14 protein-coding genes are annotated in these 16900 nt (G+C 40.0%); 11 read left to right on the top strand and 3 right to left on the bottom strand.

The window, feature by feature from the left end; all coding sequences use genetic code 11:
- The first annotated feature begins 361 nt into the window (after nucleotides 1–361).
- Complete coding sequence (locus M0M83_RS08510) at nucleotides 362–1285, top strand: AEC family transporter (protein ID WP_248468246.1); 924 nt, start codon at nucleotides 362–364, stop codon at nucleotides 1283–1285.
- Nucleotides 1286–1446: 161 nt separating this feature from the next.
- Complete coding sequence (gene glpX, locus M0M83_RS08505) at nucleotides 1447–2424, top strand: class II fructose-bisphosphatase (RefSeq protein ID WP_248468436.1); 978 nt, start codon at nucleotides 1447–1449, stop codon at nucleotides 2422–2424.
- A 74-nt stretch (nucleotides 2425–2498) separates the two neighbouring features.
- Here the strand turns inward: glpX and dtpA are convergent, their stop codons facing one another.
- On the bottom strand, nucleotides 2499–3965 hold the full coding sequence (gene dtpA / locus M0M83_RS08500; RefSeq protein ID WP_248468244.1) for a dipeptide/tripeptide permease DtpA: 1467 nt from the start codon (nucleotides 3963–3965) through the stop codon (nucleotides 2499–2501).
- Nucleotides 3966–4913: 948 nt separating this feature from the next.
- Between dtpA and M0M83_RS08495 the strand changes: the two genes are divergently transcribed.
- Nucleotides 4914–5942, top strand: coding sequence for an SEL1-like repeat protein (locus M0M83_RS08495; RefSeq protein ID WP_248468242.1), 1029 nt, complete (start codon nucleotides 4914–4916; stop codon nucleotides 5940–5942).
- A gap of 113 nt (nucleotides 5943–6055) precedes the next feature.
- Here the strand turns inward: M0M83_RS08495 and dpiA are convergent, their stop codons facing one another.
- Together dpiA and dpiB are read right to left on the bottom strand one after the other, a co-directional pair.
- Complete coding sequence (gene dpiA, locus M0M83_RS08490) at nucleotides 6056–6736, bottom strand: two-component response regulator DpiA (protein ID WP_248468240.1); 681 nt, start codon at nucleotides 6734–6736, stop codon at nucleotides 6056–6058.
- A 1-nt stretch (nucleotide 6737) separates the two neighbouring features.
- A complete protein-coding gene (dpiB, locus tag M0M83_RS08485) occupies nucleotides 6738–8366 on the bottom strand; it encodes a sensor histidine kinase DpiB (protein ID WP_248468238.1) in 1629 nt (542 codons plus the stop codon).
- Between the two features lie 368 nt (nucleotides 8367–8734).
- Here dpiB and citC point away from each other — a divergent pair, with 368 nt between their 5' ends.
- The 8 genes from citC to M0M83_RS08445 all read left to right on the top strand — a co-directional run bounded on the left by citC (nucleotide 8735) and on the right by M0M83_RS08445 (nucleotide 16867).
- Nucleotides 8735–9811, top strand: coding sequence for a [citrate (pro-3S)-lyase] ligase (gene citC / locus M0M83_RS08480; protein ID WP_248468236.1), 1077 nt, complete (start codon nucleotides 8735–8737; stop codon nucleotides 9809–9811).
- Nucleotides 9808–10104, top strand: a complete 297-nt coding sequence (gene citD / locus M0M83_RS08475; protein ID WP_125890867.1) for a citrate lyase acyl carrier protein — start codon at nucleotides 9808–9810, stop codon at nucleotides 10102–10104. The genes citC and citD overlap by 4 nt, the downstream gene beginning before the upstream one ends.
- Complete coding sequence (gene citE / locus M0M83_RS08470) at nucleotides 10104–11000, top strand: citrate (pro-3S)-lyase subunit beta (protein WP_102139288.1); 897 nt, start codon at nucleotides 10104–10106, stop codon at nucleotides 10998–11000. The genes citD and citE overlap by 1 nt, the downstream gene beginning before the upstream one ends.
- 10 nt (nucleotides 11001–11010) lie before the next feature.
- On the top strand, nucleotides 11011–12537 hold the full coding sequence (gene citF / locus M0M83_RS08465; protein WP_248468234.1) for a citrate lyase subunit alpha: 1527 nt from the start codon (nucleotides 11011–11013) through the stop codon (nucleotides 12535–12537).
- 3 nt (nucleotides 12538–12540) lie between these two features.
- On the top strand, nucleotides 12541–13080 hold the full coding sequence (gene citX, locus M0M83_RS08460) for a citrate lyase holo-[acyl-carrier protein] synthase (RefSeq protein ID WP_125890864.1): 540 nt from the start codon (nucleotides 12541–12543) through the stop codon (nucleotides 13078–13080).
- The gene (gene citG / locus M0M83_RS08455; protein ID WP_248468232.1) at nucleotides 13067–13957 is read left to right on the top strand and encodes a triphosphoribosyl-dephospho-CoA synthase CitG; all 891 of its coding nucleotides are present in this window, start codon (nucleotides 13067–13069) and stop codon (nucleotides 13955–13957) included. The genes citX and citG overlap by 14 nt, the downstream gene beginning before the upstream one ends.
- Nucleotides 13958–14206: 249 nt before the next feature.
- Nucleotides 14207–15640 carry an anion permease gene (locus M0M83_RS08450; RefSeq protein WP_125890862.1) on the top strand — a complete coding sequence of 478 codons (1434 nt, stop codon included), beginning with the start codon at nucleotides 14207–14209 and terminating at the stop codon, nucleotides 15638–15640.
- A 168-nt stretch (nucleotides 15641–15808) separates the two neighbouring features.
- The gene (locus M0M83_RS08445; RefSeq protein WP_213913318.1) at nucleotides 15809–16867 is read left to right on the top strand and encodes a 4-oxalomesaconate tautomerase; all 1059 of its coding nucleotides are present in this window, start codon (nucleotides 15809–15811) and stop codon (nucleotides 16865–16867) included.
- The last annotated feature ends 33 nt before the right edge of the window (nucleotides 16868–16900 follow it).

Below are 16900 nucleotides of genomic sequence, written 5' to 3'. Positions count from 1 at the left end.
ACCCTTAATCATCATTTAATGATAGTTTAATTCAAAAAAATAGATAATGGATTGATTGTCTATTTTCCGATATTCATTTTCAGACACACAACGAATTAATAATGAAAATTTTATTAGTACAATTATTTTTATTATGCTATCTATATAATACTTTTATCTTCAATACATTACACTAATATTTATTAGTCCTTTAATGACTGTATCCATTTAAAATAATATTAATTGTTTTCTTTATTACACGTTGATAAAAATATAAATGTTTTAATTAGAATGAGATTAACCACAAGGGAAAATGTTAACTGTCATTTCATTGACTTTTTTATGAAACAAGGCTTACCGCATATTATCGGGAGAATTTTGAATGCTCACTCACATTATACTTGCTGCTTTAGGGCCCATTGTTCTTGGGTTAGCCGTTGGTTGGCTATCAGGGAAATATGGGTTCATCAAACTAGAGTATTCCCAAGCCTTTGCTGACTTTGTGGTTAAAATAGCATTACCGTTTGCATTATTTCTTGCTGCAGCACAAGCCCCACCCTCGGTATTGCTCAATATTGACTATTTATTAGCATTGGCCGTAGGATTAATCGCAACATACGTGATTGGCTTTATTTTTGGTAAATTTATTTTTCGCCATAATAAAAAAGATGCAGCCATGCAAGCCTTATCGGTCTCTTTTCCTGATATGGCTTACTGTGGGCCACCTGTATTGCTCGCAACTGTAGGCTCATCAGGCTTAATAGCGATGGTGTTAGGTAACCTCATTTATACCGTTATTATTATTCCATTTACTCTCTTAATGATCAGCGGGTCACAACAAGGAAACAGTATCTTAAAATCTGTTGGTAAAGCCATTGCCCAACCCTTAGTTTTTCTTCCTATTCTAGGGGCAATACTGGCTATTTTGGGCGTTAAATTACCGGAGATATTACAAAATTCAGTCAATGAATTAGGAAAAACAGCAGGTGGAGTCGCCCTATTCTTCCTTGGATTGCTCCTTTCTGGGATCAAACTGACAATTAGTAAGGAAATTGTATTTAACGTTTTTATTAAAAACTTTGTTCAAGCAGCCCTAATTTTAGGAACTGGACTCGCTTTAGGTTTACAAGATGATTTACTGAAAGCGGCATTTATTATTGGCGTATTACCCACCGCAACCGCAGTTCCCGCATTGGCCATTAGCAACCAAGCCTATACTGAAACCTCAGCAGGAACCGTGTTATTAAGTACATTAGCTGCCTTAATTTCGATTATCGCCGGTATTACTATCGTCGAAATGCTTTAATTTTCAAATCAATGGTAGCCGATGTTTAGGCTACCATTCGATTCTAACATCAAATTTCCTGTCGATTTAATCACCCATTATTTGCCAGATAGATCACAAAAAACGTATCATAGTATAAATACTTTTCTTTTATACATCTGGGACACAAACAAAAAATGAAAATTAGTGATGAGTTAGCCTCTGCTATCGCTTCCGTTACCGAGGTCGCTGCAGTCGCTGCCTTCGATTGGGTGGGTAAACAAGATAAAAATGCGGCAGATAAAGCCGCGGTAGAAGCGATGAGAAATCGCCTAAATGAAATTGATTTCCATGGTAAAATTGTCATTGGTGAAGGTGAAATTGACGATGCTCCCATGCTATATATTGGTGAACAAGTTGGCAAACAATCTGGTTCTGTTGGACTAGATATTGCTGTAGATCCTATCGATGGAACTCGTATGGTCGCTTGCAATGAAAAAAATGCTATTGCCGTACTTGCGGCAGCACCAACAGGAACTCTACTTCAAGCACCTGATATGTATATGGAAAAACTTGTTGTTGGCGCCGCAGCTAAAGGGGCTGTCCACCTTGCTAATCCCCTAGAGAAAAATTTAGAATTTCTTTCCTCTGCATTGAATAAACCAATCTCAAGTCTGTCAATCGCGGTACTTGATAAACCTCGCCATCAACATATTATTAAGACTATCCGCAATTTCGGTGCAAATGTGATTACCATCCCTGATGGCGATGTACTCGCCTCATTACTCACTATCCTCCCTGAGCACCCAATTGATATGATGTATGGAACTGGTGGTGCCCCTGAAGGCATTATTAGTGCAGCCATCGCGCGCGCTTTAGGTGGTGACATGCAAGCAAGACTCGTTTCTCGAGATAAAGCAAAAGGAGATAGCGAAGAAAACAAACAACTCGCGGTACAAGAAGTTTTGCGTTGTCAGCAAATGGGGTTAGAAATTGGTGAGGTTTTATCTTTAGACCAGATGGTCAGTACTTCTGATGTCATCTTTGCCGCCACCGCTATCACACCAACCATCTTGATGGATGGTGTATCAATAGATGCGTACAGCCGTATTTCGAATACCATTTTAGTTAACGGCCGTGACCGCTCGCTAAAACTGATTAATAATCGCTATTTTAATTAATACACCAATACTGTATGTCACCGATATCAAAAGGGCTTATTAGCCCTTTTGATTATTGCAACTTAAGATAAAAATTAACGCTCAAGTGTCATACGATTTAACATCGGCGCGGTTAAAACCATCAAAATTGCAATCACACCGGTCACTACACCAATCTTCAAGAATACATCACTGTACACGGCCAAAGATTCGACTTTACTGGTCAGTTCACCTTCAGGTGCCGCTGCCATTGAGGCGACATACCCCGCAATAAATGCAGCTGCTGAGTTGGTTAGGAACCATGCCCCCATAATAAAGCCCATTAAACGTTGCGGGACTAACTGAGCCACCATCGCAAGTCCAAGGCCTGAGATCATCAGTTCACCAATACTTTGGAAACCGTAACAAATAATCAGCCATTCAACGGAAACAATCCCTGCTTCATTTGCAAATTTAGCGCCTAGAGGTAAAACTAAGAATGCAGCGGAACATAGCAACATACCAATCGCAAACTTATGTGGCATTGGTAAGTTATCACCCATTTTATTATAAATCGCGGCTAAAATTGGGCTTCCAATCATAATCCATAATGGGTTCAGAGCTTGATATTGCGCAGGTTCAATAGCAAAACCAAGAACTTCATGTTCTACGTTATGTAGTGCAAAGAAGTTTAGTGAGGTTGGCATTTGGCTATAAAGAACGAAGAATACTATCGCTTCAAGCATTAGAATCAATGCAACAATCATGCGACGACGAGCCGTACCTTTTAGCGCTAATGTTTCTTTGATAAAGATAACTAAAATACCCAAAGAAATAATCGCTAATGCTGCACGTGCAATACCAAGGTTATGCAATAACCATGTAGAAATCGCGATTAATGCAATAACACCCGCAACGGTAGCAACTAACCTTGAAATAACAACAGGAGCAAAGTCAGGCTTTGAACCATGCTGAGAAACCCATTTCTTACACATATAGAAGTTAATCAATGTGATAATCAGGCCCACAACACTAAGAGAGAACGCAACATCCCAACCATAATGTTTTGCTAACCATGGCGTTGCAATCATTGAGAAGAATGAACCAATATTAACGGCCATGTAGTACATGGTAAATGCGCCGTCTAACCGTGGGTCATCTTTTTCATAACAGGTTGATAAAAGTGATGATGGATTCGCTTTAAATAAACCATTACCTACCGCAATGGTTGCCAAGCCAACATAGACCATCGACACATCGTGCCCTGAGAAAGCAACAAATGCGTACCCTGCAATCAGAGTGATTGTTCCAAGAACAATGACTCGTTTTGTTCCGAGGACTTTATCCCCTAACCAGCCGCCTACGGCAACAAAGCCATAAACTAATGCTGCGAACGCTGAGAAAAGTGTAATTGATTCTTTTTCTGACATACCCAGCACTTGGCTTAGGTATATTGGAAGGATCCCTTGAAGACCGTAGTAACCAAAACGCTCCCAGAGTTCGATAGAAAAAATAAGATAGAATGAGCGAGGTTGCTTAAACGCGTTAAGACTAACTTCCTCTTTGTTATTTGTTGTGGACACAAGTTACCTCTAGTACAACCTGTACATATGCAAAAAAACCACGGAACGCTCTATGCGCTCTCGCATTGTTATGGTCTCAAGAATTCAAAGTTGAAAAGATTCACTTTTGGTAGGAGGAGTATCATTCCCTGACCTCAAAACAAACAAAACTGTGTGTAGACTTGTTTATGGATCTCAAACATAAATTCAATGAGTTAAAGCATATTTGATTATTTATTCAACATTAACTGGCAGATAACCCGCAAAGAACCCAATAATCAATTAAGCCATATACGTTATTTATGCACCAAAATTAAAGAATTAGCTAGTATTAATTACTACATCAATTAAATTTAATCGTGATTTACTTCAATTTTTTACAAAACCACCAAATTATCATCGATTACTAATTAATCATTTGTTCGTTAAATGTTAAGAATATTGTACTGTATTGAAATTATAATGCCGCTATTTATCACACTATGATTTATTGCTGTATAGGTTATGGAAAGCTAAAAATATCCATTTCAAGGTAATTCTATTTTTTACTTTTATTGGTAGGAAAGACGTTAGAAGATGTCGCTGAAGAAGCATTCAAACGGGAATTTTGGATAAAAAAAAGCCCAGTAATAAACTGGGCATAATGCATTCTACTCAAGGATCTTTTGCTAAATTCAAACTATCACTACGTAGGTGCATTATTACATTACTTCGTGTAAAGAAATGAATGATGAGGGTAAATATATGAATGTTTACGCAAGCAAACAGTATATAGATATTAATAAGAGTGGTTATAACGGGAAAAGTTCCTCTTTTTTAAAAATTTTTTATGTCTTTTTGCCCAATGTGCTAATAGCAATAATTAACCATTTGATTTAGTAGAATTAATATAAAATATCTATCTATCGTTGCAGGAACTTACCTAACAAGATAACTTAGCCATTGAGCGCTCAGTCGAAAGGATGTCATGTGAAAAAAATATTTTTATTATTTTTTATCTTTATTAACGTATTTCTCCCCCAGGCTTTCGCAGAAGAGGCCACGCCACTCATCAATGAAAAAGCGTTAATCACACTTGCAGAACAAGGGCAAGCTGAAGCTCAATTTAACTTAGGCATGTTTTATCAGTCGCATCATCAATTTGACCAAGCGTTACACTGGTACCTTCTCTCTGCTGATCAAGGGTTTACAAAAGCTCAAATTAACCTTGGTTTGATGTACCAGCAAGGAACTGGCGTTACGCTCGATGAAAAACAAATGTTGTATTGGATGAAAACCGCTGCCGAAAATGGCGACCCTATTGGCCAGATGAATATGGCCGAATACACCCTACACGGCCTTGATAATTTATTAGAGAAAAACCCAGAAGAAGCTGAGCAATGGCTAAAAAAAGCGGCTGAACAACATTTTCAACCTGCGATGCTCACTCTAGCCTATTGGTATGAAGAGGGAAAAGCCGTCACAAAAGACCCGCAAAAGGCACAAACAATATACCTTACTCTCGCTGAGAAAAACCACCCTCAAGCACTCTATCTATTAGGCTATCAAGCTGCAGTAGGCATGTATGATAAAATAAACTACCCTCTCGCCTTTCAATATTTTACCCGCGCCGCAGAATTAGGGTTTTCTCCCGCCCAGAATAGCTTAGGTATGTTGTACTTAACTGGACAGGGCACTAAAAAAGATACCCAATCCGCCATAAAGTGGCTAACCCAAGCGGCTGAACAAGGTGAAGTGTCGGCTCAATTTAATGTCGCGCTTATCTATGCGCGCGGCGATGGTATCAAGGCTGACCAAGCGAAAGCCTGTCATTGGTTTATAAAAGCCGCACAGCAAAACAGTGTCGATGCACAATATGCCGCCGGGGCTTGCTATCAATATGGCATGGGTGTTGAACCTGACAATAAAAAAGCCCTACGTTGGTACCAGCTCGCAGCGGCCAAAGGCCATGAGAGAGCTGAAAAGAAAGTGTTAATTTTAGAAAATCAGCAACAATAAACGCTATTTTTCCAACTTACTGTTGTAGCACTGATATAAGTAAGATAAAGAAAATCTGCATTGTTTATAACCAATGCAGGGTGTCTGTCGACATATACTATTAATTCAATCGCTCACAACTTGGCACGGTAAATCCGTTGCGGTCGGCCAACTTTACCATACTCAATTTCGGCTTCAATTTTATCTTTCGCTAAACAATATTCCAAATAACGTCTTGCTGTAGTGCGACTAAGTTTGATTGTTTCAGCAATACTTTCCGCCGTATATTGCACATCAGGTTCAGTAAACAACGCGAGTATTTTTTCAAGGGTAATAATATCAATACCTGTTGGAAGTTCTTCCTTAGATTCCCCACGTGCATAAGTATTAAACATATCATCAATTTTACTTTGATTCGTTTTGCTATTTTCCTGTACAACAGATTTACGTTGAATATATCTATCTAATGTTTGTCCTAAGCGCTCGTAGGCAATCGGCTTCACCAAATAATCAAAAACGCCTAAACGGATCGCTTCAGAGACGGTATCCATATCACTTGCAGCTGTAGTAAATACAATGTCTGCATTATTTCTTTCTTGTATTAATTCGTGAACCAAATCAATGCCTTTTCCATCAGGTAGATAATTATCTAGCAAGATCAGGTGTGGTTTCATGTATTCAACCATTTTTCTTGCTTCGGCAAGATTACCTGCAAGCCAAACTTTGTCACATGCAGGATAGGCTTTTATATATTCACTGTGCATTTCGGCAAGCAGCAACTCATCTTCCACAATGAGGATTTTTATCTTAATCATTTTATATCTTCACTTTCGGAATAAATATTGAAAATACTGTACCATGCGGTTGATTTTCTTCAATAAGAACCGCACCATTACAGCGTTTAACATAAGACGCAACAAGATAGAGCCCGATACCATGGTCATCAGTTACATCTGTTTTGGTTGTCACACCGCGCTCGAACCATTTACTTTGAATTTCTGGCGGGAAACCACACCCTTGATCCGCAACTTCAATAACAATCTCCTTTCCTTCGTCAGAAAGGTATAATTCCACTTGTTTATTACCCTGATTATTTTTCAAGCTTGCTTCAAACGCATTATCGAGTAGATTACCCAATATGGCACAAAATTCAGTACCATTTAAGGAATCAGGCAGTTCATGTAACTGACTACCCTCAGTAAATTTTAATTTTAACCCTAATTCTTTGGCTCGGTGGTACTTACCAAATAATAAACCCGCAACTTGCTTATCAAAAAACTGCCCACGAAGTGTATCAATTAATTGCTGCTGAGATTCTGATTCGCCTTTAATCAGTGCCAATGCTTGGTCATATTCTTTCATTTGCAATAATCCACTAAGTGTTGACATCCAATTAAGGTGTTCGTGTCGTAAAGTCCGTAAACTCTCTATATATTGACGAACTTGAGTCAACTGTGAGTTTAGCGATTCAATATCATTTTGGCTACGGAAGCTAATAACCGCTCCCACAAGATGTTCTTCATCACGAATCGCCACACGGCTTGCAATCACATTTAGGCCATTAAACTCACAGATTACGTCATGCTTGGTCGTTTCAATATCGGTCATAAAAAAATCAGTTGGCGAAATATGCTCCGACACAAAGCTTCCCGTTAACTGGCCCAATGGCTTACTTAGAGATAACATTTTCCGAGCGTTAGAATTAATATTAATTATTTGCCCTTGAGTATTTACTGCAATAATACCTTCAAAAACAGCGTCAAATATCCCTTTTTGCACTAAAACTAATTGGGTTATTTCTTCAGGCTCCATACCCAACATTTGCTTTTGAATTAAACGTGAAAATGCCCACGATAAGAAGAGCAATATAACCAGTATTCCCAAAAAAGTAGCGCCTGTCTGTACAAACAACTCACTGAGTGATGTATCTATTTTGTTGGATAGGTAGCCAATGGACACAACACCAATCACTTTGCCTTGTTCATCAAAAATAGGTGTCTTTGCTCTAACCGCATTTCCCATTGATCCTTCACCATTAATGAAATAGCTTTCCCCTTTCTCTAAAGCTCCAGGCTTGTTCCATTGCATTTGAAAACCAATTTTTTGGCTATTTGGGTGATATAGACGAATTGATTTTTCATCACCAATAACCACATAATCGTAGTTAGAATCTTGGTTTAGTTTATCGGCAATAACTTTCAGCCTAGGAATATCTCTATTCTTTACTGATTGCACAACACCATCAATAGAAGCAATTAACTTTGCTTGGCTCATCGCCAATGATTGAATGTTCGCAATTAATCGATTTTCAGCTGTATCTGTAAAGTACTTACCCAACCCGAGAGTTAAAAAAACAGAAACTATCAATAACAGAAAAAATACTCGTACTGAAAATGAAACTGAATTTACTTTTTTCAATGAAGAGAGTGCATATTCTTTTTTCATGTTATATCTCGTTACTGGCTGAAAAGTAAAAATTTTGTTAACTCAGAAATGGTAGGATAACCGATAAATCGGATTCAAGCCAAAGTTATAATACACATATTAATAATTAAACACATTAAAACCAAGCAATAAAAAACTTATCAAATAATTAAAAACTTTAAAACCATTAAACAAATACAATCTCATTTGAGAAACATGAAATAGGTCAAATATATTAAATACAGTACCTTTAATATAAATATCAAAGAGGGTAATTAAATAAGAAAATCTATTTATTATTATAAGAATAACGAAAGAGAATTTATTTAATTAACTTTAACATTAGCAACATTTTAAAAACATCTCTAAATGAGATGCAGGATACTATTATGTTCGAAAACATAACGTTTAACCAAGTAAAACGTCATGAGAACAGGAAACTTGCTGAAATAACTCAGTTTTTAAAGGAAAACGACTTAGAGCTTGATTCAAGTATTGACGTTTTTATTACGATTTCTCGCAATGAAAAATTAATTGCGTGTGGTGGTTTAGCAAAAAATGTTATTAAATGCGTTGCTATCAGTGATGATGCTCGAGGTGAAGGGCTTGCATTAAAATTAGCAACAGAACTGGTTAATCTTGCTTACGAAAATAATACAACGCATTTATTTATTTATACCAAATTCCAAAATGAAAGCTTATTTCAACAATGTGGTTTTCATACCATTGCCGCCGTTCCTGATATTATGGTGTTGATGGAGAACAGTTGTTGTTATCTAAAGCGTTATATCGAAAGTTTAAAAGCACAACGTAAAGAAGGCAAAAAGATTGGTGCAATCGTCATGAATGCCAATCCCTTCACCCTTGGCCATCGCTATTTAATCGAGCAAGCCGCGAAGGCCTGTGACTGGCTACACCTATTTGTTGTCAAAGAAGATACATCGCGTTTTCCTTATAAAGTGAGATTAAATTTAATCGAAGCAGGGACAAAAGGAATAGAAAACCTCACTATTCATAAAGGCTCCGAATACATTATTTCTCGAGCGACGTTTCCTTGCTACTTTATTAAAGACAAAACGGTTGCCAATAACTGTTACACCGAAATAGACATTAAGATATTTCGCCAATATATCGCCCCTGCTCTGGGGATAACCCATCGATTCGTAGGTTCGGAACCTTTTTGCCAAGTCACCAACCAATATAACCAAGACATGCGCTTTTGGTTAAAAACCGATGCTATGAATTTTCCACCTATAGAACTCGTTGAATTTCCGCGAACAATCATCAATGGAACGGCAGTTTCTGCCTCACAAGTTAGACGATTGCTCGCTAAAAAAGATCTTGTGGCAATTAAGCCGATTGTGCCTGAGGCAACCTATCAATATTTGCAAGAAATGGTTGCTAACCAAATCGCATCAGCTCAAAGCCACACCGAAAGTTCTGAATTAGTCATAGGTGAAATATGAAGATAAAACACGCAGCAGTAGCTGGCACACTTGAATCAAGTGATGTCATGGTTCGCATAGAGCCGCTAGAAGACACTCAAGAGGTCTCAATACAAATTACCAGTAGCGTTGAAAAACAGTTTGGAGATGCTATCGCAAAAATCGTACAAGAAATGATTCAGCTGCATGATATTCAAGGGGCACAAATCATTGTAGATGATAAAGGTGCACTGGAATGCGTACTTAAAGCGCGTTTAGAAGCCTTATTGGCTCGCGCCTGTGATATCGACTATCTGCCTTGGGAGGATAAATAATGACTCCAGAACAAAAATCACGTACACGCAGAAGTATGCTGTTTGTTCCCGGTTCCAATGCAGCGATGTTGAGTAATTCCTTTATTTATAAAGCCGATGCTTTAATGTTTGACCTTGAGGACTCGGTCACTTTACGCGAAAAAGACACGGCTCGTCGCTTGGTTTACCATGCATTGCAACATCCACTTTATCAAGATATTGAAACCATTGTACGGGTCAATGCATTAGATTCCGCCTTTGGTGTTGCTGACCTTGAAGCCGTTGTTCGTGGTGGTGCGAAAGTCGTCCGTCTTCCTAAAACAGATACTGCGCAAGATGTGATTGATATTGAAAGTGAAATCTTACGTATAGAAAAAAGTTGTGGCCGTGAAGAAGGTAGTACAGGGTTGTTAGCGGCTATCGAATCACCAATGGGCATCACTCAAGCAGTGAATATTGCTCATTCATCACCAAGACTTATAGGCATCGCATTAGGTGCCGAGGACTATGTCCGCAATTTGCGCACCGAGCGGTCTCCAGACGGCGTAGAACTCCTCTATGCTCGGTGCGCCATTTTACAAGCCGCTCGTTCAGCTGGTATTCAAGCATTTGATACCGTTTATTCTGATGCGAATAATGAAGAAGGTTTCCTACGCGAAGCCGCTCACATTAAACAACTCGGCTTTGATGGCAAATCATTAATTAACCCAAGACAGATTGAGTTACTTCATAATTTATATGCACCAACTCAAAAAGAAGTCGACCATGCGCAGCGTGTTGTAGAAGCTGCTGATGCCGCAGCCCTTGAAGGTAAAGGCGTAGTTTCATTGAACGGAAAAATGGTCGATGGCCCAGTTATTGACAGAGCTCGTCTCGTGTTATCACGAGCAGCATTATCAGGAATTAGGGAAGAGTGAGGCAATAAAAATGACAAATAATACTCAGCGCCAGGCTCGCGTATCAGCCTACTTACAACCAAGTACTGATGATGTACTACGTGAATTCAAAGATATCGGTAAAGTGCAGCAGCAAGTGCAAAAACCGAGAAACCGCAAATTGTGTGATGATTTACAAGTCGCTATTCGTCGTTCTGGCCTTAAAGACGGCATGACAATTTCTTTCCATCACGCCTTCCGTGGCGGCGATCTTACCGTCAACATGGTGATACAAGTTATTGCAGAAATGGGCTTTCGCAACTTAACACTTGCATCCAGTTCATTAAGTGCTTGCCACTCACCTCTTGTTGATCATATTCGTCATGGCGTTATTCGTAAAATTTATACTTCAGGTATCCGGGGTCCACTCGCTGAAGCTGTTTCACGGGGTGAATTAGAAGAACCTGTACAAATCCATTCACATGGAGGAAGAGCCAATCTAATTCATAATGGTGAACTCGTTATTGATGTGGCCTTTATTGGCGTCCCATCATGTGATGAATACGGTAATGCAAACGGATATACAGGAACAGCCTGCTGTGGTTCGTTAGGTTACGCCAAAATTGATGCTGAAACCGCAAAAAAAGTGGTGATGCTGACTGAGGAAGTATTAGATTACCCTCATAACCCTTCCAGTATTAAACAAGATGAAGTCGATTATATCGTCAAAGTTAAACGCGTGGGTGATGCAGATAAAATCGGGGCTGATGCGACTCGCATGACATCAAACCCTCGTGAACTTCTGATCGCACGTACTGCCGCTGATGTGATCGAAAAGTCGGGCTACTTCAAAGAGGGTTTTTCACTACAAACCGGCACGGGTGGTGCTTCTCTTGCCGTGACTCGTTTCCTTGAAGATAAAATGAGACGCCATAATATTACTGCGGGATTTGCTTTAGGTGGCATTACATCAACCATTGTTGACTTGCATGAAAAAGGCTTAATTCGCAAATTATTAGACGTTCAAAGCTTCGATAAAGCAGCGGCTGAGTCGCTCGCTCGCAACCCAAATCACATTGAAATCAGTGCAAATCAATACGCTTGTTTTGACTCAAAAGGTGCCTCTGTTGATATGCTTGATGTGGTTGTGCTGAGTGCGCTAGAAATCGATACACGCTTTAATGTCAATGTGTTAACGGGTTCTGATGGGGTTATTCGTGGTGCTTCTGGTGGCCATAGCGATACTGCCGTTGCCTCTAAACTGTCTATCATTGTTGCTCCTCTGGTGCGTGGACGCATTCCAACTTTAGTGGACGAGGTGCTCACTTGTGTAACGCCGGGGTCAAGTGTAGATATTTTGGTCACTGACCATGGGATCACCGTTAACCCTGCTCGTCCTGAATTAAAACAGCAACTTGAAAACCAAGGTATCAAAACCGTTTCAATGAGCTGGTTAAGAGAACGAGCACAATTACTCACTGGAACGCCTAACCCAATTGAATTTACAGATAAAGTCGTTGCTGTTGTGCGTTATCGTGATGGCTCAGTCATTGATGTTGTTCATCAAGTGAAGGAGTAAACTATGTTTTGCCCACTGCCTGATACTCAAGAGCAATTTGAAATTTCTTTACCTGAACTGTTGGATAGCCGAGATGCCCGTCTGGCTCGTCAACAAGCATGGATTGGTCTCCATCAGGTAACCTTGATTTCATTTACTGTCGTTTTTCCTGGAGCTGTCAAAGACAACTCTCTTGTTAGACATGTGTTTAATCAGGGCCTAAATGCGCTTAAACAAATTGCTTCATGCGGGCAGTGGGTGTTTTTATCACAACAATCGTGGGCGTTAAAAACTGGACCAGAGTGTTTGGTCGCTGTTGACGGCGATGCTATCGAGATTAAAAAAGCGTTAATTTACCTAGAAGAGTCGTCTCCTGCTGGTCGATTATGGGATTTTGATGTATTTGATGCGAATGGGCAGCAATATTCGCGCTCCCAGTTAAATTTACCACCAAGGCAATGCTTAATTTGTGAAAATGAAGCGAAAATTTGTGCTCGTCAGCGAACACATTCATTGGTTGAGATACTTAATCGTATTGAGGCGCTAGCGAATGCAACCTACTAAACAGCTCAGCCATATAAATGAGAAATTAGCTAGCTATTACAGCCAATTAGCATGGCATGCGATGTTAGCCGAAGTGAATTTAACTCCTAAGCCTGGGTTAGTCGACAGACACAATACTGGTGCCCATAAAGATATGGCCCTTACTGACTTTCATTTAAGTGCCAATGCCATCGCAATACATTTTCCTCGGTTTTTACAGGCAGGTGCCCAATATAAAGATTGTCCTATCGAACAACTATTACCCCTCATTCGCCCTATCGGCATAGATTGCGAAAAGTCGATGTTCCGTGCGACTAAAGGGGTTAATACCCATAAAGGCAGTATCTTTTCCTTGGGTTTAGTTTTAACCGTAATAGGCCGTTTGATTGCACAACAACAATTTGTTTCACCTGAAAGTGTGAGCTTCTTGGTTGCCAGTATGTGTAAGGGAATTACCAATGAACTTAAACAAAAAACCGAAAACCCTACCGCTGGCCGCCGCTTATATCAGGAACATGGGTTAACAGGCGCAAGAGGTGAAGCGGAAGGCGGTTATTCGTTAGTAATCAAACATTCACTTCCCTATTATTTGCAGCAACTCACCAAGGGCAAACTCGCGGATATCGCCCTGCTTGATACTTTAATTCTCCTCATGAGCCTGAATGACGATACAAACATTGTCAATCGCGGTGGCGTCAAAGGATTAACATGGGTAAAGCAACGCGCAAAACAGCTATTAATCTCAGGTATTAATACCGATGATGATTTAGTTAAGGTTAAACAATTCGACAGTGAATGTATTCAACTAAACATGAGTCCAGGAGGAAGTGCGGATTTATTAATTTTGACTTGGTTTTTTGCCCGATTACCCAACCAGTCTTTAATTAACATAAAGTAACTATTTTAATATTAATTAACACAGGGATAATTTAAAAAATTAAAACGAATTAACCAAATAAAAACCAATTAATTATTTAAATAAATTATATACCTTAGAGTGAATGAGTAATGAAAATAAGATTCATTATATTCATTCAAGATACAGCCATATTAAAAACATTGTCACTTTAACAAATTCCTAATATTAAAGTTCATTCAATTTAATATTAAATAAATTTAATATTGATTTAATCAAGGAAATTGGCTTATGCAAAAAGAAAAAATATGGAAGCTATTAGTTTTAATAGCCATTCCAATTATTATTGCTTTAATACCAACACCTGCGGGGCTACCACATATTGCATGGTTGCTATTTGGTCTTTACCTTGCCGCTATTGTTGGATTGGTACTTAAACCCTATTCAGAGCCTGTTATTCTATTAGCCACTATTGCTGCGAGTGCGGTAATTATTGGGGTAACAGGGACTAAAGATGTCAAAGCAAGTGAAGTTTTAAGCGGATATGCATCCGGTACGACATGGCTTGTATTTGCTGCATTTACTCTGAGTGCTGCCTTTGTTATTACTGGTTTAGGTAAACGTCTTTCTTATATTTTGATTGGCAAGTTAGGCGGTACAACATTAGGGCTCGGTTATGTGACCGCAATCCTTGATTTAATTATCGCGCCTGCAACCCCATCGAATACCGCGCGTGCTGGGGGAATTGTTTTCCCAATCATCAATAGTGTGGCCGTTGCTTTAGGATCTGATCCAGAAAAAAGCCCACGTAAAGCAGGCCACTACCTCCTCGTCAACGTCTATATGGTGACCAAAACCACCAGCTATATGTTCTTAACTGCAATGGCGCCGAATGCACTCGCCCTTGCCATGATGAGTGACATTATGGGCATCCATTTAAGTTGGGGCGGATGGGCACTTGCAGCCTCCGTGCCAGGTTTAATTATGCTGATTTTGACGCCATTAATGATCTACAAACTGTATCCACCTGAGTTGAAAAAGGTGAACAATAAAGAGATCGCAGCCAAAGGCCTTGAAGATTTAGGCCCAATGACTATGCGTGAAAAGTTGCTGGGGATTGTCTTTGTTATCGCGCTGTGCGGCTGGATTTTCTCTGACCTTATCGGCGTCAGCGCCTCTAGCGTCGCGATTGCAGTTATGGCATTGACCCTGATCCTTGGTGTTGTAACTTGGGATGACGTGCTGAAGAATAAAGGCGGTTGGAATACCCTGATTTGGTACGGTGGTATTATCAGCATGTCAGGCGTACTCACAAAAGCAGGTTTCTTCAAGTGGCTCGCCGATACCATGAGCCAATACCTTTCCTTCGGTGATCAAGCAATGTTAGCGTTCTTTGTCATCATGTTTATCAGTGTTGCCATTCGCTACTTATTCGCCTCCGGTGGTGCCTACGTTGCAGCCATGGTTCCAGTATTTGCCACTGTGGGTATGGTTGCTGGGGCTCCTCCGATGTTACTCGCACTGGGATTGTTGTTCTCGAATGCCTACGGCGGCAGCGTGACTCACTATGGCGGCGCGGCAGCACCTATCGTATTCGGTGCAGGTTATAACGATATCCGTTCTTGGTGGATCATCGGTGGGTTAGTTGCCTTCATTAGCTTATTCGTTCACATGACTATCGGTTTAGGTTGGTGGGAAATTTTAATCAGTACTGGATTAATTTAATTCTTCGTCAATAAACCGACACGATGGGCACAATCATGATTGTGCCCTATTTAACAACAAAACAAGGCGGCAAAACAAAGACATCCCAAGGATGCATACTTCAGTATGTGACTTGAGGGGCTGAGTGTAGCAAACACAGCTACAGCGCGAAATATGATGGGTAAACAGATGAAAAAAATCCCTTGCACACTAATGCGTGGCGGAACTTCAAAAGGCGTTTTTCTATTAGCTGATGACCTTCCAACTGATATTCAACAACGTGATGAACTGATCCTCGCTATTATGGGTTCTGGCCATGCTTTGCAAATTGATGGCATTGGTGGAGGCAGCCCACAGACCAGTAAAGTCGCTATTATTAGCCCTTCCCCCCACCCTGATGCCGATATTGATTACCTATTTGCTCAGGTTTCTATTACTGAACGTCTTGTTGATACCGCACCGAATTGCGGAAATATTCTTTGTGCAGTGGGTTCTTTTGCTATTGAAAAAGGATTGGTGCCGGTCTCTGGTGAGACAACCACCGTCAGGATCCGCAATGTCAATACGAATACTTTCATCAACTCTAGGGTACAAACCCCTGATGGCCATGTAACTTATGAGGGAAATACCGAAATTGCTAGCGTACCTGGTCGTGCAGCGCCTGTAGCACTGACATTCTTAAATGCTTGTGGAACAAAAACAGGGAAATTGCTCCCTACAGGCCATGGAATTGATACTATTGAAGATATTGATGTCAGCTGCATTGATATGGCGACGCCTGTGGTGTTAATTGATGCCCCTCAACTCAACAAAACAGGTTATGAAACTGCGGAACAACTGGAGTCCGATGCCGAGTTTATGCAAAAGCTAGAGGCTATTCGTATAAAAGCAGGGGCAATGATGGGGCTTGGTGATGTAAGTAAAAAAGTCATTCCTAAACCCATATTGATTTCACCTGCCATTCACGGTGGAACAATTAATGTCCGCTATTTTATGCCGCATAAATGCCATGGCGCACTTGCCGTCACTGGTGCTATCGCCATTGCCACAAGCACTATGATCCCGGACAGTATTACTCAGCAATACATTCAGTCTGTTGATATGAGCAACATTTCTATTGAGCATTTAAGTGGTAAATTTGAGGTATCATTAAGTCAACAAGGCAACTCACCGGAAGGGCTTCAAGCTTCAATTATTCGAACAGCAAGAAAACTGTTTGAAGGCAACGTATACGTTCCTTCAAACTAATATTAGCCTGCCTCTTATCTAGAGGCAGGTGAT

This window comes from Providencia rettgeri, assembly GCF_023205015.1.
GTDB lineage: Bacteria > Pseudomonadota > Gammaproteobacteria > Enterobacterales > Enterobacteriaceae > Providencia > Providencia rettgeri_E.
Note: the sequence above shows the minus strand (reverse complement) of the source record. Positions and strands in the feature narration are given on the sequence as shown.

Coding starts and splice junctions, on each gene's coding strand:
- dpiA (WP_248468240.1), bottom strand. CDS start 6,736: ATGATTAAGATAAAAATCCTCATTGTGGAAGATGAGTTGCTGCTTGCC.
- citE (WP_102139288.1), top strand. CDS start 10,104: ATGACTCCAGAACAAAAATCACGTACACGCAGAAGTATGCTGTTTGTT.
- citD (WP_125890867.1), top strand. CDS start 9,808: ATGAAGATAAAACACGCAGCAGTAGCTGGCACACTTGAATCAAGTGAT.
- M0M83_RS08450 (WP_125890862.1), top strand. CDS start 14,207: ATGCAAAAAGAAAAAATATGGAAGCTATTAGTTTTAATAGCCATTCCA.
- citC (WP_248468236.1), top strand. CDS start 8,735: ATGTTCGAAAACATAACGTTTAACCAAGTAAAACGTCATGAGAACAGG.
- M0M83_RS08510 (WP_248468246.1), top strand. CDS start 362: ATGCTCACTCACATTATACTTGCTGCTTTAGGGCCCATTGTTCTTGGG.
- dpiB (WP_248468238.1), bottom strand. CDS start 8,366: ATGAAAAAAGAATATGCACTCTCTTCATTGAAAAAAGTAAATTCAGTT.
- M0M83_RS08445 (WP_213913318.1), top strand. CDS start 15,809: ATGAAAAAAATCCCTTGCACACTAATGCGTGGCGGAACTTCAAAAGGC.
- citX (WP_125890864.1), top strand. CDS start 12,541: ATGTTTTGCCCACTGCCTGATACTCAAGAGCAATTTGAAATTTCTTTA.
- citG (WP_248468232.1), top strand. CDS start 13,067: ATGCAACCTACTAAACAGCTCAGCCATATAAATGAGAAATTAGCTAGC.
- citF (WP_248468234.1), top strand. CDS start 11,011: ATGACAAATAATACTCAGCGCCAGGCTCGCGTATCAGCCTACTTACAA.